Annotated in this window: 22 protein-coding genes; 14 read left to right on the forward strand and 8 right to left on the reverse strand. The window is 37.2% G+C overall.

The annotated features are described in order from the left end of the window. Nucleotides 1–83 precede the first annotated feature (83 nt). Nucleotides 84–1,736: an amidase gene (locus ACYVFA_RS25195; RefSeq protein WP_460474630.1), complete on the forward strand. Its 1,653-nt coding sequence runs from the start codon at nucleotides 84–86 to the stop codon at nucleotides 1,734–1,736. A gap of 2 nt (nucleotides 1,737–1,738) precedes the next feature. On the opposite strand, the gene ACYVFA_RS25200 is transcribed toward ACYVFA_RS25195, so the two are convergent. After that, the gene (locus tag ACYVFA_RS25200; RefSeq protein WP_460474631.1) at nucleotides 1,739–3,091 is read right to left on the reverse strand and encodes a BatD family protein; all 1,353 of its coding nucleotides are present in this window, start codon (nucleotides 3,089–3,091) and stop codon (nucleotides 1,739–1,741) included. Between the two features lie 37 nt (nucleotides 3,092–3,128). Between ACYVFA_RS25200 and ACYVFA_RS25205 the strand changes: the two genes are divergently transcribed. After that, nucleotides 3,129–4,157, forward strand: coding sequence for a WD40/YVTN/BNR-like repeat-containing protein (locus ACYVFA_RS25205; protein WP_460474632.1), 1,029 nt, complete (start codon nucleotides 3,129–3,131; stop codon nucleotides 4,155–4,157). Nucleotides 4,158–4,170: 13 nt separating this feature from the next. On the opposite strand, the gene ACYVFA_RS25210 is transcribed toward ACYVFA_RS25205, so the two are convergent. Continuing rightward, a complete protein-coding gene (locus tag ACYVFA_RS25210; RefSeq protein ID WP_460474633.1) occupies nucleotides 4,171–4,521 on the reverse strand; it encodes a DUF6249 domain-containing protein in 351 nt (116 codons plus the stop codon). A 136-nt stretch (nucleotides 4,522–4,657) separates the two neighbouring features. On the opposite strand from ACYVFA_RS25210, the gene ACYVFA_RS25215 reads away from it, so the two are divergent. Together ACYVFA_RS25215 and ACYVFA_RS25220 are read left to right on the forward strand one after the other, a co-directional pair. Further along, complete coding sequence (locus ACYVFA_RS25215) at nucleotides 4,658–5,233, forward strand: RNA polymerase sigma factor (protein ID WP_460474634.1); 576 nt, start codon at nucleotides 4,658–4,660, stop codon at nucleotides 5,231–5,233. 32 nt (nucleotides 5,234–5,265) lie between these two features. Further along, entirely contained in the window at nucleotides 5,266–5,769 is a 504-nt protein-coding gene (locus ACYVFA_RS25220) for a hypothetical protein (RefSeq protein ID WP_460474635.1), read from the forward strand. Here the strand turns inward: ACYVFA_RS25220 and ACYVFA_RS25225 are convergent. Continuing rightward, nucleotides 5,761–6,201, reverse strand: a complete 441-nt coding sequence (locus ACYVFA_RS25225; protein ID WP_460474636.1) for a GNAT family N-acetyltransferase — start codon at nucleotides 6,199–6,201, stop codon at nucleotides 5,761–5,763. The two genes, ACYVFA_RS25220 and ACYVFA_RS25225, sit on opposite strands and share 9 nt — an antisense overlap. A 105-nt stretch (nucleotides 6,202–6,306) precedes the next feature. Here ACYVFA_RS25225 and ACYVFA_RS25230 point away from each other — a divergent pair, with 105 nt between their 5' ends. The 3 genes from ACYVFA_RS25230 to ACYVFA_RS25240 all read left to right on the forward strand — a co-directional run bounded on the left by ACYVFA_RS25230 (nucleotide 6,307) and on the right by ACYVFA_RS25240 (nucleotide 7,780). Then, complete coding sequence (locus ACYVFA_RS25230; protein ID WP_460474689.1) at nucleotides 6,307–6,432, forward strand: DUF5522 domain-containing protein; 126 nt, start codon at nucleotides 6,307–6,309, stop codon at nucleotides 6,430–6,432. Between the two features lie 90 nt (nucleotides 6,433–6,522). Next, nucleotides 6,523–6,762 carry a 50S ribosomal protein L28 gene (rpmB, locus tag ACYVFA_RS25235; RefSeq protein WP_116985525.1) on the forward strand — a complete coding sequence of 80 codons (240 nt, stop codon included), beginning with the start codon at nucleotides 6,523–6,525 and terminating at the stop codon, nucleotides 6,760–6,762. Between the two features lie 202 nt (nucleotides 6,763–6,964). Continuing rightward, complete coding sequence (locus ACYVFA_RS25240; RefSeq protein WP_460474637.1) at nucleotides 6,965–7,780, forward strand: purine-nucleoside phosphorylase; 816 nt, start codon at nucleotides 6,965–6,967, stop codon at nucleotides 7,778–7,780. Between the two features lie 70 nt (nucleotides 7,781–7,850). On the opposite strand, the gene ACYVFA_RS25245 is transcribed toward ACYVFA_RS25240, so the two are convergent. Further along, complete coding sequence (locus ACYVFA_RS25245) at nucleotides 7,851–8,834, reverse strand: sugar phosphate isomerase/epimerase family protein (protein ID WP_460474638.1); 984 nt, start codon at nucleotides 8,832–8,834, stop codon at nucleotides 7,851–7,853. A 145-nt stretch (nucleotides 8,835–8,979) separates the two neighbouring features. Here ACYVFA_RS25245 and ACYVFA_RS25250 point away from each other — a divergent pair, with 145 nt between their 5' ends. Further along, entirely contained in the window at nucleotides 8,980–10,170 is a 1,191-nt protein-coding gene (locus ACYVFA_RS25250; protein WP_460474639.1) for a class I SAM-dependent rRNA methyltransferase, read from the forward strand. Nucleotides 10,171–10,270: 100 nt separating this feature from the next. Here ACYVFA_RS25250 and ACYVFA_RS25255 read toward each other — a convergent pair whose 3' ends face one another. After that, nucleotides 10,271–10,780, reverse strand: a complete 510-nt coding sequence (locus ACYVFA_RS25255) for a cupin domain-containing protein (protein ID WP_460474640.1) — start codon at nucleotides 10,778–10,780, stop codon at nucleotides 10,271–10,273. 103 nt (nucleotides 10,781–10,883) lie between these two features. Here ACYVFA_RS25255 and ACYVFA_RS25260 point away from each other — a divergent pair, with 103 nt between their 5' ends. From ACYVFA_RS25260 to folB, 3 genes are all read left to right on the forward strand, one after another. Next, a complete protein-coding gene (locus ACYVFA_RS25260) occupies nucleotides 10,884–11,789 on the forward strand; it encodes a WD40 repeat domain-containing protein (protein WP_460474641.1) in 906 nt (301 codons plus the stop codon). Nucleotides 11,790–11,978: 189 nt separating this feature from the next. Continuing rightward, nucleotides 11,979–13,586: a DivIVA domain-containing protein gene (locus tag ACYVFA_RS25265; RefSeq protein WP_460474642.1), complete on the forward strand. Its 1,608-nt coding sequence runs from the start codon at nucleotides 11,979–11,981 to the stop codon at nucleotides 13,584–13,586. A gap of 53 nt (nucleotides 13,587–13,639) precedes the next feature. Beyond that, nucleotides 13,640–14,020, forward strand: coding sequence for a dihydroneopterin aldolase (gene folB / locus ACYVFA_RS25270; RefSeq protein ID WP_460474643.1), 381 nt, complete (start codon nucleotides 13,640–13,642; stop codon nucleotides 14,018–14,020). 14 nt (nucleotides 14,021–14,034) lie between these two features. On the opposite strand, the gene ACYVFA_RS25275 is transcribed toward folB, so the two are convergent. Further along, nucleotides 14,035–16,026, reverse strand: a complete 1,992-nt coding sequence (locus ACYVFA_RS25275) for a M1 family metallopeptidase (protein WP_460474644.1) — start codon at nucleotides 16,024–16,026, stop codon at nucleotides 14,035–14,037. A 271-nt stretch (nucleotides 16,027–16,297) separates the two neighbouring features. On the opposite strand from ACYVFA_RS25275, the gene ACYVFA_RS25280 reads away from it, so the two are divergent. Together ACYVFA_RS25280 and ACYVFA_RS25285 are read left to right on the forward strand one after the other, a co-directional pair. Then, the gene (locus tag ACYVFA_RS25280) at nucleotides 16,298–17,377 is read left to right on the forward strand and encodes an aldose epimerase family protein (RefSeq protein WP_460474645.1); all 1,080 of its coding nucleotides are present in this window, start codon (nucleotides 16,298–16,300) and stop codon (nucleotides 17,375–17,377) included. 311 nt (nucleotides 17,378–17,688) lie between these two features. Further along, nucleotides 17,689–19,152 (forward strand): hypothetical protein, encoded by a 1,464-nt coding sequence (locus tag ACYVFA_RS25285; protein ID WP_460474646.1) that lies wholly within the window; start codon nucleotides 17,689–17,691, stop codon nucleotides 19,150–19,152. 92 nt (nucleotides 19,153–19,244) lie between these two features. Here ACYVFA_RS25285 and ACYVFA_RS25290 read toward each other — a convergent pair whose 3' ends face one another. Together ACYVFA_RS25290 and ACYVFA_RS25295 are read right to left on the reverse strand one after the other, a co-directional pair. Then, entirely contained in the window at nucleotides 19,245–19,811 is a 567-nt protein-coding gene (locus ACYVFA_RS25290; protein ID WP_460474647.1) for a DinB family protein, read from the reverse strand. A gap of 4 nt (nucleotides 19,812–19,815) precedes the next feature. Next, nucleotides 19,816–20,115 (reverse strand): GNAT family N-acetyltransferase, encoded by a 300-nt coding sequence (locus tag ACYVFA_RS25295; protein WP_460474648.1) that lies wholly within the window; start codon nucleotides 20,113–20,115, stop codon nucleotides 19,816–19,818. A 366-nt stretch (nucleotides 20,116–20,481) separates the two neighbouring features. Here ACYVFA_RS25295 and ACYVFA_RS25300 point away from each other — a divergent pair, with 366 nt between their 5' ends. After that, on the forward strand, nucleotides 20,482–20,823 hold the full coding sequence (locus ACYVFA_RS25300) for a LytR/AlgR family response regulator transcription factor (RefSeq protein WP_460474649.1): 342 nt from the start codon (nucleotides 20,482–20,484) through the stop codon (nucleotides 20,821–20,823). Nucleotides 20,824–21,231: the final 408 nt, after the last annotated feature.

A 21,231-nucleotide genomic window follows, 5' to 3' on the forward strand; every position in this document is an offset into this window, starting at 1 on the left:
CACTTAATCGTATTATAAAACTTTCTCAAATATTCCCTATCTTGTTAGCGCAAAACTTACTCAACAATACTACCTTTTCAATCATGAAAAAACTTATACTGCCAATAGCCTGTATGGCTTCATTAGGCTTAGGAGCATTTATTACAAAAGTGGTCGACAATCCTCCGATTACGGTTGAGGTAATCAATCAGGCTGAGAAAATCTTAGGATTGGATTTTACCGATGCCGAAGCCGATTCAATGATTAACGATTTGAACGATAATCGCAAAGATTTTGAAAGCATCAGAAAAATCCCTCTGGACAATAGCATTGCCCCAGCCCTATACTTCAACCCACTACCGATTGGTTTTGAGTTTGAAAAAATATATTTGCCCTTTAAAGCGTCTCAGATTGGCGTAATCAATCTACCAGCCAATCATGATGATTTAGCTTATTATTCAGTCAGAGAATTGGCTGAACTGATTCGAACAAAAAAGATTTCATCTGTTGAGCTTACAAAGTTTTTCATTGAAAGACTGAAAAAATATGACGGCAAATTGCATTATGCCATTACTATCACGGAAGATTTGGCTATGAAACAGGCAACTCAAGCTGATAATGAAATAAAGGCAGGAAAGTATAAAGGATTATTACATGGTATTCCTTATGGAGCAAAAGACTTATTAGCAGTAAAAGGATATAAAACAACCTGGGGGTCAGTACCTTATAAAGATCAGGTAATTGATCAGGATGCCATAGTAGTTCAGAGACTGGAAAAGGCAGGCGCTATCCTATGCGCTAAATTGACTTTAGGCGAATTAGCAATGGGTGATGTCTGGTTTGGCGGCAAAACCCTGAATCCCTGGGACTTGAATCGTGGTTCAAGCGGTTCATCGGCAGGGTCTGCCTCATCAGTCTCAGCTGGATTATTGCCTTTTGCTATTGGCAGCGAAACACTTGGTTCAATCGTTTCTCCTTCTACCGAATGTGGTACGACTGGCTTACGTCCAACTTATGGCAGAGTTCCTCGTACTGGAGCTATGACCTTAAGCTGGAGTATGGATAAACTAGGGCCTATCTGTCGGACAGTAGAAGATTGTGCCATTGTATTTAATGCCATTCAGGGAGTTGATGGACAGGATTTTACCTGTATGCAAGCCCCATTTAATTATGATGGTACTAATAAGAGTTTAAAAGGAATAAAAATAGCCTACCTGAAAAGCGATTTTGAACGTAAATATCCAACGAAACCACAAGATTCATTGAGCTTAACAGTTTTACAAAAACTTGGAGCAGAACTGATTCCTATGGAATTACCTAATTTGCCTTCAAATGATATTAGTTTCTTGCTTGGAGTAGAGGCAGCTGCCGCTTTTGATGAATTGACGCGGTCAGGTAAAGATGATTTAATGGTTCGTCAGAATAAAAATGCCTGGCCGAATGCTTTCCGGTCTGCCAGATTTATTCCTGCGGTAGAATATATTCAGGCCAACCGCCATCGTACTTTATTGATTCAGGAAATGGAACGTCGTTTAAAAGGAATAGATGTATACCTATCTCCCTCATTTGGCAGAAACCTGACATTAACCAATCTGACAGGTCACCCTTGTGTAGTATTACCGAATGGATTCAGACCAGAAAGGCGCCCAACCAGTATTACTTTTATGGGAAAATTGTTTGGGGAAGCTAAATTATTACAAGTAGCTAAAGCCTATCAGGATGCGACTGATTTTCATAAAAAACATCCTGTATTGTAAATTTATTTTACTTTTCGTTTCCAGCTAAAGAGATAAATACAACCCATTACCATACAAACTATCAGGAGGTTAGAGATATTCTTGACAACTTCCTGATAATTTGTCTGAATGACCGAAGTATCCAGCTTATCAATTCCAGCAAATATATCTTCAGAGGTATCTGATTCTTTACCTGAAATAGCTTTGCCCAAAACCTTTATTTTTAATTTTGATTTGAGTGTATCGTAGGTTTTGCTCTTGGTATTAAAATACACCCACGAAAAATATTTATCCAAAGCTTGTTGTCCTGAATCTTTAGGAACGATCCGATATCTGAATTCTTTTTCACGAACTGTCAGATCATGATTGTGTACCTCTCTTATCTCTGGCGGATAAAAATCAAAGAAACTATCATTAATAGGAGAAGATACATTAATTGTTGAAAAATTACCTTGTCCAAGTATTTTGAAACTATAATTAAAACTCTTACCTGTATTAATCTTTCTGGTTTCAATTTGTTCCTGTAAGATAAAATTACCAGCCACAACCTTATCTTTTAACGGATGATCGGGCAAACTCAATACTTTTACTGCAAAAGGCTTATTAATAAAACTAATAGACTCTTTTTCTCCATCATTTTTCTTGCTCTGATCCATGCGTAGTTCTACCTCAGGAATTTTTACTGGCTGATTATTAAGCGGAAAATAAATGGCTTCGAAGAACTTATAAGCGAGAAACTTCTTACCGTTAATAGTCTTATGTTCTTCTGTAATATTTGTAATATTGATGCGCTCTTCCAAGCAATCGGCAGACTTGATTTTTTTAGCAATAGCATCTACCTGTGCATTCAGATTATCCGGAAAACTCATCTGCATCGTATTCGTCTCAGCAATATAAAATGCTAGCGTTACCCTGAACCCTTCGCCAACATATACTGTACTTTTATCGATATTCATTGCCAGAAAGGCATTTTTCTTAATGTTTTCCAGATTGATTGCTTCATTGCTCTCATCTTCATCTTCGTCTTTAGGTGTTGTGACAACAATCGTAGTCAATTCAGATTCGTAGGCTTTACCATTAACAGTTAATTCAAAAGGGGGAATTCTATAATTACCATCTTTAGTGGGTGTATAAAACTGTGTAATGGTATGAGTAGGACCTTTGGCGTGAGTAATTTTCCTGTCAGCTTTCGTAAAGCCTTGCAATTCAGGGAAAGTGCTGACATTAGATTTGTCACTGCCTGTAATCACGACGCTTATCACTAAATTTTCGTCAATCAGCAAGTTTTTTTTTCCGAACTCTATGCTAACCTCTTCTTGCGCAGAAGCAAAAAAGCTGATAGAAAAGAAGAAAATAGTAGAAAGAAATATGTACATTCGTTGGTTCATCGTACAAAAATAGACACTATTCTGAATGATTAATATGATTCCTTTTATTTTTAAGAAAAAACGCTTTTCTCTCCTATTAATTTTATCAATAACAACTGTAAAAGCCCAATGGATTAAACAAAACTCCGGAACAGATGCTTCTTTCCGCTCTATTAGTGCTGTGAATAGCAAGGTAGTATGGGCAGGAGGAACCAAAGGAACAATATTGAAGACTATTGACGCAGGCCAACAATGGCAGGTATTAAAGCTAGAAGGAGCAGAGGCTTTAGATTTCAGAGATGTACATGGGGTAAGTGCAGAAGTAGCTTATGCCATGAGTGCAGGCGATGCCGAAGCAGGAGCTGCCAGAATTTATAAAACTTCAGATGGTGGAAAATCATGGAGAATAATTTATCAGACAATGGAGAAAGGCGCTTTCTTTGATTCTTTCGACTTCTGGAATGAAAACGAGGGAATTCTGATAGGTGATCCGATTGATGATAAACCTTTTATCCTGCGAACTTTAGATGGAGAAAACTGGCAGAGAATACCTAAAGAAAAATTGCCAGCTATCAGACCCAAAGAAGCGTCTTTTGCATCTAGCGGTACTTGTGTAAATACACGAAGCAAAAAATTAGCCTGGATTAACACACAAAGCAGGGTTTTTTATACCAAAGATAAAGGGGAGACCTGGCAGGTTGCCGAAACTCCATTTAAACAAGGGGAGACCTCAGGCATTTTTGGTTTGCATTTTTATACAGATAAAGATGGCATTGCAACCGGAGGAGATTATAAAGATGATAAAAAAGTATCTGACAATGTAGCCATTACGCACGATGGAGGTAAAACATGGGCTTTAGCTGAACAGGCGAAACCAGATGGATTGAAAGAATCGAGTTGGGTATTACGTGATAAGAGTTTATTGGTAGTGGGAACTTCGGGAACTGGAATTTCGGTAGATATGGGTAAAACATGGAAAGCCATCGATACCGAGGCTTTCCACGCAATATCATGCTATAAAAATGACTGTTGGACTATTGGCGCAAAAGGAAATTTAGCGAAATGGAAAAAATAATCAGGTTAAGGTATTACCGCAATTTATTCTTTTCGTCTAACTTTAATTGAATATAATAAGAGATAAGCAGACCCAAACCGCCAAAGAACAGAATCAAAGCCGGATAGAGTGCCTCAGAGTTATCGTCTCTTAGGCTTTCAATGATATTAGCAATAAAGATACCAAAGCCTACACCCATAAATAAGCAACCCCAACGCAAAGCAGAAGCGGGATTTACCCTCATACCTTCTTTTTGTAGTGGAGTAAGGCCTTTTTCAATCATGGCCATTCGTTCGTCATTTTCAAATTTTCTTAAAAGTGCTAACAGTCCCACAATACATATGATTGCAGTTACTGGAACAACTATAGCTACTGCTGGAGGCATAATTTATAAAATTTAATGGTGAAATAATATTTTGGCGATAGGATGCAGGTATCTAAGAGGAGGTTACAACCTGATTGAAAAAATATTTTTTTAATTAACCTGTAACATTTATTCAGAAGCTGCATCAAATGATTCAGTGAACGACGAACAAAAAGATATTACCCTTCTGAAACGAATACAGGCAGGCGATCGATTAGCTTATAAAGACCTAATCAATCGCCACAAGGCTTATGCTTTCACAGTAGCCTATCGTATTTTGAATAACAGAGAAGATGCCGAAGAAGTGGCGCAAGACGCTTTTTTACAGGTTTTTAAAAGTATCAATACATTTAATTTTGAAGCTAAATTTACAACCTGGTTTTATCGGATAGTTTTTAACGGGGCTTTGATGCAGAAACGTAAAAATCATATCTTTACCGAAGATATAACTGAATCTTCACAAGCGGCTGTGGTAAGTAATCAAAGTGATTCCAGTGAGGATATCAGAAAAAATGAACGACAGCAGGCAATTAAACTTGCCATGCAACAATTGCAGGCAGATGATGTTTTATTAATAACTTTGTTTTATCTGCAAGAGCAATCATTAGAAGAAATTGCTGCCATTACTAAAATTAATGCCGATACAGTTAAAGTAAAAATTCATAGGGCAAGAAAACGGTTGGCCGAGGAAATGAAAAAGCACTGGAAAGAAGAAGTAAGAAGTTTAATATAGGAAGGTGTTGAAAGATAAAAAACAAAAGAGTCATGTTAACAGACGAACAAATATTCGATATTCTGGATGGTTGTGCTGATGCAGGAACCCTTCATCAGCATATGCATCTTTTGGCCACTTCCATGGTCTATCAGCAATATTTTAAGGGGCTGGAAGCTATCCATACAGATTTGGCAGGTATGCCACTTGAGCAACCGTCAGCAAATTTTACTAACAATATATTAGCAGCGCTTCCCGCTGAAAAGCCTGTTTTTGTTCTGGTAAAAAAGAAAACATGGAGTACAAAATTTATGTATGGCTTCTTTGGAACCATGCTAGGCGTATTAATTGCAACTATAGTTATTGCAATAATTTATCAGCCATCCTCTGAAACAACTATTAAGCTGCCTACTCAGGTGGTTGGACTTTTTAATGGTTTTATGACCAGCTATTTTATCCAGATTGCTATTTTATTAAACCTGATAGTGATGTTGGTAGTATTTGACAGAAAGATATTACGCCCATATTTTAATCAGCGTAGAATTACATTAGGCTAATTCCATCAGAAAACTAAATCCATGTTTTTTAAAGCCTAAGGATTCATAAAACTGATGTGCCTGGTCACGACGAAGGTTGCTTGAAAGACTCATCTTGTAGCAACCTTTTTCTTTGGCATATTGCAGTGCATATTCCATCATTTTCTTTCCGATTCCTTTCCCCTGTAGGCCGGGTACAACACCCACATCTTCAACTACTGCCGATGGTGTGCCCATATGCGCCATATTTTCCATTACCAACAATGCAAAAGTCCCAACTGCTTCATTATCCATTTCAGCCAAAAAAACATGATAGTCGGGATATTTACTTTGTTGAATAAAAATCTTTTGAGCGTCTTGTATCGAAAGTACATTATTATCCAGCGCGGCAGCATAGATTTTTAAAATAGCGGGTACATCATCAATAGTCGCTAATCGGATTGTCAAATTCATGGGTTTCAGGAAACGTTTAATTGAAAACAAAAGTTAATAGAACAAAAGATTATATCAAAATTGGCAAAGGTAAAAAATAAAAATATTGCACCTTTTTTATCTCCATTGACAGAGGAAGACTATTATATAGAGGGAGAATTCATGGTTTTTACTGAGGCGTATCACAAAAAAAGAGGCTATTGTTGTAAAAACGGCTGTAGGCATTGTGCCTATGGATTCAAAAAAAAGTGAATCATGCTTTTTTATTTCCGAAAAAATTACGAATTTTGCACTCCCGTTTAAGGAATTATCTTTTTTTCATAGAAAATATTAAATAAGGCAATGGCAAAGGTTTGTCAAATCACTGGTAAAAGAACGCAAGTCGGTAACAATGTATCGCACGCTAACAATAAAACAAAGCGTAAGTTTTTCCCAAATCTTAAGACTAAGAAATTTTTCTTAGAATCAGAAGGTGTATGGGTTTCATTGAAAGTTTCGACTTCAGCCCTTCGTACTATCAACAAAAAAGGCTTAGAAGCTACTTTAGTTGATGCAGCTCGCAAAGGAACGTTGGCGTTGTAAGATATATTCTCGTTCGTAGATAAAAAAGCATGGCTCCAGGAGTCATGCTTTTTTAGTTTTATTTGATTTGTTTATGATTTTCTTTAGTTTTCTAAAATGAGGGTGTTTTGAGCGAGCCAAAACAACACATTTTTAAATGAAAAGAAGAATCCTAAACAACTTCTTCGTACCTTGTTTACCCAAACAATTTTTAATCAGCTGTATGCTTAAATTATTAGAAGAATCTACCGCTTATATACAATCGCAGATAAGTGGTTTTCGTCCACAATTCGGTATCATTTTAGGAACAGGTTTAGGAAAGCTGACCGATGAAATAGACGTTGCCTTTACTCTCAATTATAATGACATACCAAATTTTCCGATAGCAACCGTTGAATTTCATAAAGGAAAATTACTCTTCGGTACACTCAACGGTAAAAAAGTAGTGTGTATGCAAGGAAGATTCCACTATTATGAAGGATATTCAATGCAACAGGTTACGTTTCCGGTAAGGGTAATGAAGCTATTAGGCATTGAAAGACTCTTCGTCTCTAATGCTGCCGGAGGATTGAATCCAACCTACAAAGAGAGTGATTTGATGATTATCGAAGACCATATTTCTTTGTTCTTACCAGAAAATCCATTAATAGGAGAAAACATCATGGGCGACCGTTTTCCTGACATGAGTGAGCCTTATGAGATTGAAATGGTTGAAAAAGCCTTATTAATTGCCACACAAAATGGCTTGGAAGGCATTCATAGAGGTGTTTACGTAAGTGTAGCAGGCCCAAGTCTTGAAACCAAAGCAGAATATAGAATATTACGGATGTTAGGTGCCGACGCCGTAGGAATGAGTACAGTACCTGAAGTAATAGTAGCCAGACAAATGGAAATTCCGGTATTTGGTATTTCTGTCATTACAGATATGGGTATTCCTGAACTATTACAAAAAGCAGAATTGAGCCGGATTCTTGAAGCTGCCCACAAAGCAGAGCCTACTATGACTTTCATTATGAAAGAGCTGATAGGTAGTTTTTAATTACTACCAGATATAAAAGAAAACAGAGCAAGTTCCATTGCTCTGTTTTCTTTTATAACAAACTATAATTTTATGCAAAAACCAAATTCTTCATATATCCTGCATCTGCTTCTGCTGCTTTTAGCGGAGTAGTGCCATCGAAGCGTTCCTGCTCAACAATGAAATACTCAACTCCGTTTTGCTTAGCCATATTCAATATTCTAGGGAAATCAATTTTACCTGTTCCCAAGGTAGTTGAGAATGAGAAAAGAGGGTCTTTAACTTTTTCTTTCTCTGTAATTTCTTTCACTTTCGCATCGCCCAACATATCTTTTACATGTACTAAGCGGAAACGATTTTTGTATTTAGTCAACCAATCTTCCGGATTTTCGCCTGCAGCAACCAACCAGTATAAATCAGCTTCAAAATCTACTAGTTTAGGGTCAGTGCCATCTAACAAGATAGTTTCAGGCATCGTACCGTTCGCAAATTTTTTGAATTCAAAGTTATGATTGTGATAAGCCATACGTAATCCAGCTTTGTTTGCTATTTCTCCCTGACGATTCAAGCCTTCTGCTGCTCTTTTCCATTCATCTTCTTTTGTTAAATCGCCTAAAAATGGGTTGATCAGATATTTCATGCCTATACTAGCTGCATCATCTACCAATTTTCTGAACTCACCCTCTTTTTCTTTCTTCATGGTATATTCCTGACTGCAGTGAGTGCTTATCAGATTACTTCCAATATCATCCATTAATGTCTTAAATTCTTTGGCAGTCATGCCCCAGAAAACACCTTTATCACCCTGGAAACTTTCGATTTGTTTGTATCCATAGCTTGCCAGCGCTTTCAATACACCTTTAGGGTCTTTCGCAAGGTCTTCTTTAACTGTCCAAAGTTGAATTCCAAATTCTTTTACTGATGGTTCTGCAACCATTGATGAAGTTGCGGTTGAATCTGTGCTTTTTTCTTCTGTTTTTGATGAGGGGGTACATGACCATAACTGATTTGCTAGCAAAGGAGCAGCTGCCAATAGGCCTGTATTGCGTAAAAAATTACGACGGTCTAGTTTCATAGTGCTTTAAATGATGTTAAGGGGTTAGAAACAAAGTCTACTGTAATTTATGGGAAAGTAAATGTAAATATAAAATCGTAAAAACGTTTTCTTTCAGCACTATATTTTCTTATTTTGTATTAAGATTGAGATTAAAATAGGAGATATGTACGCAAAAGTATTTTTACAGGCAGGCAAAGAACAGGTAGTTAAGCGGCTACATCCGTGGGTGTTTTCAGGTGCAATTGCCAGAACGGAAGGTCAACCCAACGACGGAGATATTGTAGAGGTCTGCGATAAGAAAGGGAATTATCTGGCCACTGGTCATTTTTATAAAGGAAGTATTACCGTAAAAATCTTCTCACATGAACAGGTCACAGTAGATGAAGAATTCTGGTACAAAAAACTAAAAACAGCCTTTGAATTAAGACAGGTTATTCAATTGGGAGATAATACCACTTGCTATCGTTTAACACATGGTGAAGGGGACGGGTTTCCGGGATTGATTTTAGATTATTATCAGAATGTGATTGTTTTTCAGGCACATACGATTGGTATGTGGCGTGAGAAAGAGAAAATAGTGAATGCACTTAAAAGGGTTTACGAAAATACTTTGGTAGCCATTTATGACAAAAGTGCCGAAACATTGCCAGATGAATTCTCTAAGACGGTAAGCAATACTTATTTATATTCAGAAGGTACAACCAATCATCTTTTACCGCATCCGGTACTAGAAAATGGTAACAAATTCCTGATTGATTGGGAAACGGGGCAAAAAACGGGATTCTTTCTCGATCAAAGAGATAATCGTGCCTTGTTAGCTAAATACGCCAAAAACAAAAAAGTATTAAACGCTTTCTGCTACTCAGGCGGCTTCTCGATTTATGCTTTACAGGCGGGTGCTACATGGGTACATTCGGTAGATGTATCGAAAAAAGCGATTGAATTGGTAAATCAGAATGTAGCAACCAATTTTGGTGAGGTAGATAATCATAAAGCCTATGCTGAAGATGTAATGGGCTTTTTAAAACAAAACGACCAGATTTACGACTTAATCGTGCTTGATCCCCCGGCTTATGCCAAAAGCATCGCCAAACGCCATCAGGCCGTGCAAGGATATAAAAGACTAAATATGGAAGGCATCAAACGCTTAGCGAAAGGAGGGATTCTTTTTACATTTTCCTGCTCGCAGGTAGTAGATAGAGAGCTTTTCTATAATACCATCGTGTCTGCAGCGTTAGAAGTGGGCAGACAGGTTCGGGTCTTGCATCACCTCTCACAAGGTGCAGACCATCCGGTGAATCTTTTTCACCCGGAAGGACACTATCTGAAAGGCTTGGTATTATATGTAGAATAAATTTCAAAATAAGGTTTGCTTAGAGATATATCCATGAGCAAACCTTATCGTAAGATAATAACGATTTCCGTAACGACGGACCGTTCAATCGTAATACATTTTAACGACCGAAATCGTCTTGTACACGTACAATATCATCTTCGTTTGAAGGGTTTTCAGCATCGGTGTGTTGCCATATTTCAGCAATTATACCCCATTGGTCAAGGCCAATCAAACGGTGTCTTTCGCCTTGTTTCAGGTTAATGATAGTTCCTAAACTTAAAGTTTGAACTTCATTTTCTTCGTCTGTCTCACTGGTTACTACGCCTGCAATGCCACCAACCACTTTCCATATTTCGGCTCTGCGGAAATGATATTGCCATGAAAGACGTTTGTTAGGAGCAACTACCAGAATTTTTGGACTCAATTTTTGCCCAACACCAAAATCGTTAATACTCAAGTGAGGAAAATATGTTTCTATAAATTTTGGCGCTTGCGATTCATCCAATACAAAGAAACCACCCCATGGACGGCTCTGATCTTGATTGGCGATAGTGAAGCCTAAATCGGTAATTACTTTTTCTACGTCTTTAAAAACAACGTTTTTTTCTGTATCTGCCGAAAAATTCATGAGATAAAAGATTAATGGATATATTTAAGAATTAGTTTTGCAAGCAAAATTAAGTATTGTTAGAAAACATTTAGCTACATGACTGAAAAAATCATGTAAAGCCATGATACAAGTTGATAAAATAGATACATTTACAGGGCATCGCGATTGTGTATATGCCTTAGAAAAGTCAGGAGAAAATCACCGTTTTTTTTCAGCAGCAGGAGACGGCTATGTCGTGCGATGGAATTTGCAGAAACCTGATGTAGGCGAATTGATAGCCAAAGTAAAAAACTCGGTGTATGCGCTGGCATATATACCACAGCAAAATCACCTATGGATAGCTCAGAATCAGGAAGGCATTCATGTAATTGATCTCCAAACCAAGCAGGAACTCCGCTCGCTGAAACTAGCCCCTGCCTTATATTTTGATATTCAGATATATGATAACCAGGCGTTTGTAGCAGGCGGTGACGGCGTTATATCAGTAATTGATATTGAATCGCTGAGCTTCCGCAAGCATATCAAAGCGGCAAGTGTAAGCGTAAGATGCCTGGCAATCAATCCGGTAGAGCGCGAATTAGCTGCAGGGTATAGCGATAATACAATCAAAATATTTGATTTAAAAACCTTTGAACTAAAAAAGGTAGTCGATGCTCATAATAACTCAGTCTTTACCATTAAATATTCGCCCGATTTTACTTTACTATTGTCAGGGAGCAGAGATGCGCGTTTAAAAATCTGGAATGTAGAGCGCGATTATGCTATGGAAGAAGAAATTGTTGCTCATACTTTTGCCATCAACCACTTATCGTTTAGTCCTGACGGTCAGCGATTTATTACCTGTAGTATGGACAAGTCCATCAAGGTTTGGGATGCTGAAAAAATGAAATTGTTAAAGGTAATTGACCGAGCCAGACATGCCGGGCATGGCACTTCTGTCAATAAGGTTTTATGGTCAGATTATGAGCAACAAATTGTTTCATGTAGCGATGATCGAACGATTTCTGTCTGGAAATTGCTTGAATAGTGCCTTTCGATAAAAAAATATAATCAAAATCTTTACAAAATAGTTATAGTAAAAGAGTTATTATATTTTAAAATTAAACCTGTTTTATTTACCTGCTTTCTTGCAAAATTGAAGAAAATAGCTTAAATAAGGAGTGCCGATATTTTTTTTATTAATTTTGCCTTAATATTTCCATAAAACATTGACAAAATGAAAATTACACCCCTCGAAATACGCCAACATGAATTTGAAAAAACTTTCAGAGGCTACAACATCGAAGAAGTTGATAATTTTTTAGCAAATCTCTCGCAGGAATGGGAACGCATACTTAACGAAAGCAAGATGCTGAGAATGCAACTTGAAATGGCTGAAAAAGAAGCAAGTAAGCTTCGGGAGATTGAAATGACTTTATTTAAAACACTTAAAACTGCAGAAGATACAAGTACGATGATTACTGAACAAGCAAATCAGCAAGCTGATAAGCATATTCAGGAATCAAAACAAAAAAGCGACGAGATAGTAGAAGAGGCACGTGCAAAAGCCGAAGAAATCTTGCGCGATGCCCATACCAAAGCTAAGTATATTAAAGATGAGGTATTAGGGGAGGTAAAATCTTTAGAACGAGATTTCAAGGCAATGGATCATTATAAAACCAATTTGTTGGTTCAGATGCGTAGCCTATCCAATGCTACTTTGGAGCACGTACAACGCTTTGAGGAAAAGTTTGATAAAGAAGGCGTCAATAAGAAAATACAGGAAGCCAGCAATATTCTCTCAGATTCAGAACAAACGCCAGTATTTGAAGAAGAGGAGCTTGAAGTGCCTGAAACTGAAGCAATTGTTGAAGAGCTGGAGGAAAGTGAAGAGTCGCCTCTACTAGAGATAGCTCCGCCTGAAACAGAAGAAATAATTGAAGAAACAGAGGTAGAGCAAGAACCAGAAACGCAAGAAGAAGAGGAGCAGGAGAATGAGGTAGAGGCTACGCCTATCATTCTTGCAGAACAGGATGAGCATGAAGCAGAGCCAGAGGAAAACACTGTCCACTCCTCAGCAAATGACATTATAGAAGAAGGGCCAGTAGAAGAAACAGAGGAGGTTGAAGAACCCTTTACTCAAATTGAGCCTGAAACTCAAACGTTTGTGGAGAGAGCCCCTGTGGAGCAAGCACCTGTTGCCCAAAAAACTCCTGAGCAAAGAAAGCCAGATGAATTAGAGATAATTGAGGGAATAGGGCCAAAAATAGCTATGCTACTATATGATTCGGGCATATTTACTTTCAAAGATTTAGCAACTACACCAGTTTTCAAAATCCGTGAGATATTAGAGAATGCAGGCCCTCATTATGCCATGCACGATCCAAGCACATGGGTAGAACAAGCTTTATTAGCTGCAGAGGGGCGTTTTGTAGAATTAAACGAAATGAAAGACCGTTTAGTGGGCGGTAGGGTAGTAGAAGATGTAGAAGAAAAAGGACTGGACGGTAATGTAGGATTCTTTGATACTATTGGTGAGACAGAGGAAGAAGTGGAAGAGATACCTGCACCAAAACAGGAAATTTCTGAATCAAAGCAAGAAGTACCTGTCAATAAGGTAGAAACGCCTAAAGCTGAAGAACCTAAGCCAGTAGTAGATAATAATATTGAATCTATTACGGAAGAGATGCTCGAGAAAGTAAATAAAGTAAAAGCAGCCATCAGAAAGGCAATGGTAGAAAAAGCAGATAGCCCAACCAAAGATAGTAGCCCATTACCAACAGTGAACGATGTAATTGGTAAAAGCAACGATAACGGTGGTGGTTCGTTCTTCGATAATTTCTGATAGGTCTTAAAATATATAGTATCACATAAAAAAGTAATTGATTAGTAAAATTTATGGGAATAATCTCGCTTGAAGGTTTGGAGTTTTTTGCTTATCACGGCTATTACGACGAAGAGCAGAAAATAGGTAATAAATATTCGATTGATATTGCCATCACAACCGATTTGAATCGTGCAGCACAGGAAGACAGATTAAGTTTAACAGTCAATTATGAAGTAGTCTATAAAATAATAGCCGATGTCATGAAAATCAAACATCGGCTACTAGAGCATATCGCTTATAAAATCATTGAAGCAGTTAAAGAGCAATTCCCCGAAATTCAACAGATTACTGTGAATGTCTCCAAATTTAATCCGCCTATTGGTGGGGTTTGTGAACGCTCAAAAATATCTATTACTACCCCTTTCAGCCTTCCTCCGGTAGAAGAAGGCTGAAAGATTCAGCATCATTAATTCGCTTGTGGTGAACTATATCTGGTAGGTTTCCAGATATTATTCTTCGCATTTACATCTGGAAGCTTATTATCCGGGTCAATCACCACTGATTCAATAGCCGAAGTAGATGGATACTTGAAACTCCAGCTACTGCCTCGTTGCCATATTTCAACTGGTAGATCAACACGTTTGGTAGTACCGTTAGCTTCTTTTATTTCTACAACTACAGGCATTGGCATCTTCTCCAGGTTCTCTATAGTAATTACAGAACCCTTAGTAGCATCCTGTTGAATATAACTCACATCTTTTACACTCTGGTCTATTTTCCAGTCATTCACATACCAACCTTTCCAGAACCAGCCCAAATCCTCACCAGCGGCATCTTCCATCGTTCTAAAGAAATCCAGCGGTGTTGGGTGTTTAAAAGCCCAGCGGTTTACATATTCCTTGAAAGCGTAATCAAAACGTTTCTCACCCAAAATCAACTCTCTTAACATAGTAAGTCCATAACCTGGTTTTACGTAAGCAGCTAGTCCTAAGTTGTTTGCCTGAACCACATCAGGAATATTCATGATAGGGTCACGGTCATAGAAATAGGGAGCATACTGGCGGGCATTTTCAGGCTGATAATATTCTCCATTATTAAAGTTTTTGGTCGAAAGTGTATTAATAAAGGTATTAAAACCTTCATCCATCCATCCATACTTTCTTTCATTACTACCCACAATCATCGGAAACCAGTTATGACCGAATTCATGATCGGTAACTCCCCAAAGGCTTTCGGTTTTATCTCTGTAACTACAAAAAACAATGCCCGGATATTCCATACCTGCTACCACTCCCGCAACGTTAGTAGCTGATGGATAAGAATACTCATAGATATATTTAGAGTAAAATTCAATACAACCTTTTACGTATTCGGTAGAGCGGTTCCAGCTATCGTTCGTTGCACTTTCAACAGGATATACCGATTGTGCAATAGAAGTTTTGCCACTTGGCAGGTTAATTTTTGCTGCATCCCACACAAAACCTTTTGATGAAGCCCACGCCACGTCACGCGCTTGTTTACATTTAAATTTCCAGGTCAATGTACCGCTGGTTCTTGGTCTTGATTTCGCATCTGTTACTTCATCAGCACTTCTGATGATTACTGTCTTATCGCTATTTTTTGCCTCATTAAATCTCTTGATTTGCTCAGCAGTCATTACCTCACCTGGATTGGTTAATTCTCCAGAACCTGCTACAATATGATCCCAGGGAACGGTTACATTATATTCAAAATCACCATACTCAAGGTAAAACTCTCCTGCACCCAGATAGGGTAAAGTATTCCAGCCTTCAACATCATCATATACTGCCATACGCGGATACCATTGGGCCATTTCATAAATAGTTCCGTTTTGTGTATCCTGCTTACCCATTCTATCAGAGCCATAACGAGGTACTTTAAACGAATAACTCACCTTTATCTTCAACTCCTCGCCAGTCGTTAATGGTTCAGATAAACGTATCTGCATACGCGTATCATCTATCAGATGTTCTGCATATACCGAGCGGGTAGAAGTCTTTTTATTGGCAGTAACTTTTTTCTCAGCACTCACAAATTTTACTGTATAACCACCATCAAATCCTGTATTGCCAAAACGACCACCTACAATCGCAGTAGTTTTACCTCCACGAGAATTATCATTGAATTGATTCTGGTCTAATTGTAGCCAGACAAAAGGCAGTTTATCAGGACTATTATTTTTATAGGTAATTTCAACTTCTCCTGTCAAAGTATTGGCATTTTCATCAAGCGTAGCATTAATTTTATAATCTGCCCGGTTCTGCCAATACATCGGCCCTGGTGCACCTGTACCGCTGCGGTAAGCAGTACCAGGCATAAAATTAAACAAAGGATTAAACGCATCTCTGTGGTCGTATTTCGACGCAGCAGGTGTTTGTGCCTGTGTTATATGTGTTGCAGCTAATAGGCCAGCAATAACTATCTTGCGTATTTGCATGTGATAAGTGAAGATAATATTGGTTTAAAATTGTTAAATAATGTTCAATTAACGGTAAAGATAGGCTTTTCGTTTAAGCAGAGAGGTTAAAATTCAGAAATGTTTATCGAACAAAGTCTCTATTTAACAGTTTTTGTGTAATATTGGCAATCAAAATCAACCCCCTTTAATAATTATGAATAATTTTAAAACGCAGTCCAAATTGTTTTTGGCAGGAGCCTTACTAGTATACACAAGTATCGCCTGCCAGTCTAAAAAGAGCGAAAATACAATGGAAACAACAAAAACAGAAGCATCTATTACCAAACAACCTTGGGGGAAATTACCTGATGGTCAGGAAGCCAGCCTTTACACCTTGAAAAATACGAAGGGTATGGAAGTGAAAATAAGCGATTACGGCGGGTTGATTACACATTTAACAGCACCTGATAAAGATGGTAAATTTGAAGATGTTGTATTGGGATATGACTCACTATCGGGTTATTTAAAAGCCAGCCCATTCTTTGGTGCTTTGGTAGGTAGATATGGTAACAGAATAGCTAAAGCGAAGTTTACTTTAGATGGCAAAACCTATAATTTGCTTGTAAACAATGGTCCTAATCACCTACATGGCGGTAAAATCGGCTTCGATAAAGTAATGTGGAAAACCGAAGAATTGAAAGATGGTAGAAACGGACTGAAGCTGAACTATGTAAGTAAAGATATGGAAGAAGGTTATCCTGGTAACTTAAGTGTAGAGATTACTTATGTATTGACAGAAGATAATGCCCTTGAAATAAACTATACGGCCACAACAGATAAACCTACTATACTGAACCTGACTCAACACTCATATTTTAACCTGACCGGTGGTAAAACTGACCACTTAGGACATGAAATTATGATTAATGCAGACCGTTTTTTACCAGTTGACAAAACATTAATCCCTACTGGCGAGTTAAAAGCAGTAAAAGGTACAGTATTTGATTTTACAACAGCTAAAACAATCGGTAAAGGAATCAACGATACAACTGATGCGCAGATAAAAGCAGGTGGTGGATATGACCACTGCTGGGTATTGAATCAACCAAAGAAAGATTCATTGATTCTGGCAGCAACAGCTTATGAACCAACGACAGGTCGTTTTATGGAAGTAAAAACTACTGAGCCTGGTGTACAGTTTTATACCGGAAACTTTTTAGACGGATCAATTACCGGGAAAAATGGGGTAGTATATAAGAAGCGTTATGGATTCTGTTTCGAAACAGAACACTTCCCTGACTCTCCTAATCAAGCCAAATTCCCGACCGTAGTGTTGCGTCCTGGTGAAACGTATAAGACTACCACGATATATAAATTTTCGGGTAAATAAAATATTGTCCTGTTTTTTAAATAAAAGCCTGTATAGATCGTCCGATGCAGAAAAAAATTAAAGAAAACCGTCAAGAGCTCATAACATTATCTATTAGTTTTTGTTTTTAAATTAAATAATTACCATTTTTGCGGGAAAGAGTCTCGCAATCACTCTCTAAATCACCTTAAGAGACCTAAAAACTCACAAAACCTAATAGATAGAAATAATTTTTTCATAAAGAACCCGTTTCTGTCACTTTAATTTAAATAAATTATTTTTGTATCCGATTGGATTAGAAATTTATTCAGACACTTTAAAAATCTAAAAAAATGAAAGCTTCTTCATTTAGAATTCTCACACTTGTGGTATTATTACCGTTGCTGGGGTATGCCCAACAAAACCCAACGCCCGATCAGATGCCTTCGCCATGTAATTCATTGCCTTACAAAGTTTTTCAAGGTAATGGCGACAAAAAAGCTGTGGTTTTGAACAGACTTGGCACCAGCCCACAATTTGGAGAAATTCCTAAACATACGGCTCAATCGGCTTACACGTATTTGAAAAGAGTTTACCAAAAAAACCAGAGAGGTATCAAAAAAGAAATGGATGATCTATTGGTAGCTCTAGGTTATACAGGCTTCAATGACCCTGGTTTTACACAAGCCAGCATCACACCTGAAATCCTTTCAAAAGGATCTACTGGTTGGATGGGTGCTTATGCCAGAGGTCACAAATATGTATGGTCGATTTTAGGTCGTGATTTTGAGACTTTCAGAATTAAAGCAAAAACAGGCGATTGTTTTATATATGTAATGAAAAAATGCGGTAACGCCTTTTATATCCCTACTTATGTTTCTAAACCAGTTGCACTTTTACCTGAAACAGTTTGTACAGAACAACAAATCAGTATCAGCGCTAAAGGAGAAATCTCAAGTGGTGATGTAATGAACGCAAGCAAAACGATGGAAATCGTTGCAGTGAATGGCACAAAAGGTCTTTGCCTAGGTTCATACCCTGTATCTTCTCGTGCTACTTACGATTTCAACGTAAAAGGTGAAATGTCATACTCAAAAACAATTCCTGTATGCGTTGATAAAGGTGCATCAGCTCCTTCAGCAATGAATTTAACACTGCCATTGAACCTGGATTACAAAATTACAAAATCAGAGGTGATGGTTGGCGATGGTGATAAAATCTATTTGAATGTTGACGAAAAACAATTCAAAGCACTAGGTAAAGCATACAAAGATTGCCCGGTTACTGCAAGTGCCGCAACCACAGCTGCTCAGACCATCGAGAAAAAAGTTTTATCGGATAGCCCTTCTGATGTAACAATCGGAACAGCAGGTGGTACTAAATGTGCTGACCAGAAAATCAACTTCTTAGGTAAAACTGAAATTCAGGATGGTAGCATTAAAAGTGCAAACCCAAGTGTAACCGTAATTGGAGTTTACAAAAAAGCAGGTAAATTGGCGAAAGGTGAAATGCCAGAAAAATATCTTTGCTTAGGTTCATTTGCAGTACCTGTAAAATCAAGCTACGAAGTAGTTACGTCAGGTTTAAGCAATGTTTCTAAAATCTTCAGAGTGTGTGATGCTAACGGCAACCCACTACCTGATCAAAACGTAAACATTCCTGTAACATTGAATTATAACTTTACTAAACAAGATGTAATGGTTGGTGATTACAACAAACTATATGTAAGCATTGATGAAAACCAATACAAAAAACTTAGCAAATCTTATAACCGTTGTTGCAAAGATGGCAAAGAAGGTTCTTGCGTAGAAAAATAAGAATTTGTTTACCAGAAATAATAAAGCCTCTGTAAGTGATACTTGCAGAGGCTTTTTGTTGAACTTATATTTTGTGACTAATAGAATAAATCCTACCAACCGATATAGCCAATAGGCGTAATACCATTCAGGCGTATATAGCAAATGGCTTGCCCACGGTGATGAATTATATGATTCTCCAAAGCATAAAGTAAACGCCACACTGGAATCTTATCTCCAGCATATCCTTCCAGCTGTGCTAGTCTATCAGGCTTGGCTTCTAACACTGTTTTTTCAACCCAGCTATAAAAACCTTTCAATTCCGATTCTAATTCAGTTTTGGATAATTTAGCCCAATAATCTTTTTGTTTTTCTTTTTCATCATAAGGATTAGGGAGATTCAATCTTCCACAGATTTGGGCTGTGGTGAACGTAATACAATGCACAAACTGAGTTCTGAACGAAAAAGACTCGGGCGTATATTTATATTCGAATTTTTCTTCCGGCATCTGGTTAAAGATTTTCAGTGTATAGTCCTGAGAGCTTTTCCAGGCGGCGCTGAATTCTTCTTTAAAGCCTAATAAATCTTTTTTATCATTATTCTTTTCCTTTGCCAGAGCAGGCAAACTTATCAATGTGGCGAACAATGATTTTAAAGCATTTTTACGTGATATTTTCATAGTTTCAGACTTTAAAATCAGATGACAATAGATGTTTGTAATCGTTGTAATGTTTACGAACATATGCTGCCATAAACGGGCATAGCGGATTTAGCTTTAAGTTATTTTCTTCTGCATATTGTAAGGCATTTTTTGCTAGTAGGCTTCCCAGACCTTTTCCCTCTAATTCTCTGGGTACTTCAGTATGAGTAATAATTATCTCATCTTGCTTTTTAATGTATTCCTGATAAGCCATATCATTACCGATATTTATCAGAAATAGATTATCGTCTGGTTGATGTTTAACCTGTGGGGTATCTGCCATATATATAATTAATAAGAGTAATTGAATAATTGAAACGCTATAAATTTACAGATTTTCCTGAAAAGAAAATGTTTTTTGCAATCAAAGAATATATTTTGGTGAAACCTTAGATAGGCAAGCATTAAACTGTCTTCGAAACTTTTATCATTATTTGACTGACGGGAGGTTAGAAATTTTTAAAACATTTGTGAAGTTTACTGTCAGAATTCCGCTACTTTAATCTTACTGAAATTAATAACTATAACTCATCATGGCATGAAAATTTTATACTCAATAAAAAAATTGGATAACTATTTATCAATTTGGTAAAGATTTTACTTGAAATAGGTAGAATTTCTCAAGATCGCCATGAAAACTCACTTTCCAATGAATACAACATTTACCTTACGTTTTTTGAGTGGAGGCAAATCGAAGTTTATTCGCCCCGAAGAAATTATCTTCCTCGAAAGCAAAATCAACTATACAATTCTTTATCTAACTAACGGAAGAACCCTGTTAAGCGCCCGTAATTTACAGGTTTATGAACAAAAACTGATGGTTTTGCCTTATTTCTTCCGAATCCACCGTGGTATTATGATCAATATGTTGCATATTGAAAAAATAAAACTAGAGAAACTGACTGGTTCTGTCTATCTTAATTCAGGTGAGCAGTTATGTATATCCAGAAGAAGAATTAAGGATTTTGAAGCAAGATACAACCAAATTTAGGTTACTAAATTATAAGATATTATTAAGCGGTAGTAAGGATCCTTTATTCTTACTACCGCTTTTTTATAATTCGCTTATAGTTAGCTTATTATATTTTCAATTGAGAATTTATAACGTCTTTTAATGCCTCTAATTGGGGTATTTATGCCACCGTGTTCCCCAATTTCAGAAATTCTTAAGAAAATTTTAAACATATTCTTAAGAGCCACATCTCGGTAAAAACTAACCCAAAATGAGGAATAAATTACCCAACTTATTGATTGCCCTTTGGTAAAATTAGGGCTGGTATAAGAAAAATCATTTTAATGGATAAAAATTATTAGTAGAAAATAAACCCCAGAAAAAAGCCTTTTTAAGGATTGGCACAGCTTTTTTAAAATTAATCATGTAAACTAAATCCTTTTTTTT

The organism is Emticicia fontis, from assembly GCF_054779675.1.

What these genes read in the sequence shown, in the direction of transcription:
- ACYVFA_RS25195 (WP_460474630.1), top strand. Translation starts at nt 84, where the DNA reads ATGAAAAAACTTATACTGCCAATAGCCTGTATGGCTTCATTAGGCTTA.
- ACYVFA_RS25200 (WP_460474631.1), bottom strand. Translation starts at nt 3,091, where the DNA reads ATGTACATATTTCTTTCTACTATTTTCTTCTTTTCTATCAGCTTTTTT.
- ACYVFA_RS25205 (WP_460474632.1), top strand. Translation starts at nt 3,129, where the DNA reads ATGATTAATATGATTCCTTTTATTTTTAAGAAAAAACGCTTTTCTCTC.
- ACYVFA_RS25210 (WP_460474633.1), bottom strand. Translation starts at nt 4,521, where the DNA reads ATGCCTCCAGCAGTAGCTATAGTTGTTCCAGTAACTGCAATCATATGT.
- ACYVFA_RS25220 (WP_460474635.1), top strand. Translation starts at nt 5,266, where the DNA reads ATGTTAACAGACGAACAAATATTCGATATTCTGGATGGTTGTGCTGAT.
- ACYVFA_RS25225 (WP_460474636.1), bottom strand. Translation starts at nt 6,201, where the DNA reads ATGAATTTGACAATCCGATTAGCGACTATTGATGATGTACCCGCTATT.
- rpmB (WP_116985525.1), top strand. Translation starts at nt 6,523, where the DNA reads ATGGCAAAGGTTTGTCAAATCACTGGTAAAAGAACGCAAGTCGGTAAC.
- ACYVFA_RS25240 (WP_460474637.1), top strand. Translation starts at nt 6,965, where the DNA reads ATGCTTAAATTATTAGAAGAATCTACCGCTTATATACAATCGCAGATA.
- ACYVFA_RS25245 (WP_460474638.1), bottom strand. Translation starts at nt 8,834, where the DNA reads ATGAAACTAGACCGTCGTAATTTTTTACGCAATACAGGCCTATTGGCA.
- ACYVFA_RS25250 (WP_460474639.1), top strand. Translation starts at nt 8,980, where the DNA reads ATGTACGCAAAAGTATTTTTACAGGCAGGCAAAGAACAGGTAGTTAAG.
- ACYVFA_RS25255 (WP_460474640.1), bottom strand. Translation starts at nt 10,780, where the DNA reads ATGAATTTTTCGGCAGATACAGAAAAAAACGTTGTTTTTAAAGACGTA.
- ACYVFA_RS25260 (WP_460474641.1), top strand. Translation starts at nt 10,884, where the DNA reads ATGATACAAGTTGATAAAATAGATACATTTACAGGGCATCGCGATTGT.
- ACYVFA_RS25265 (WP_460474642.1), top strand. Translation starts at nt 11,979, where the DNA reads ATGAAAATTACACCCCTCGAAATACGCCAACATGAATTTGAAAAAACT.
- folB (WP_460474643.1), top strand. Translation starts at nt 13,640, where the DNA reads ATGGGAATAATCTCGCTTGAAGGTTTGGAGTTTTTTGCTTATCACGGC.
- ACYVFA_RS25275 (WP_460474644.1), bottom strand. Translation starts at nt 16,026, where the DNA reads ATGCAAATACGCAAGATAGTTATTGCTGGCCTATTAGCTGCAACACAT.
- ACYVFA_RS25280 (WP_460474645.1), top strand. Translation starts at nt 16,298, where the DNA reads ATGGAAACAACAAAAACAGAAGCATCTATTACCAAACAACCTTGGGGG.
- ACYVFA_RS25285 (WP_460474646.1), top strand. Translation starts at nt 17,689, where the DNA reads ATGAAAGCTTCTTCATTTAGAATTCTCACACTTGTGGTATTATTACCG.
- ACYVFA_RS25290 (WP_460474647.1), bottom strand. Translation starts at nt 19,811, where the DNA reads ATGAAAATATCACGTAAAAATGCTTTAAAATCATTGTTCGCCACATTG.
- ACYVFA_RS25295 (WP_460474648.1), bottom strand. Translation starts at nt 20,115, where the DNA reads ATGGCAGATACCCCACAGGTTAAACATCAACCAGACGATAATCTATTT.
- ACYVFA_RS25300 (WP_460474649.1), top strand. Translation starts at nt 20,482, where the DNA reads ATGAATACAACATTTACCTTACGTTTTTTGAGTGGAGGCAAATCGAAG.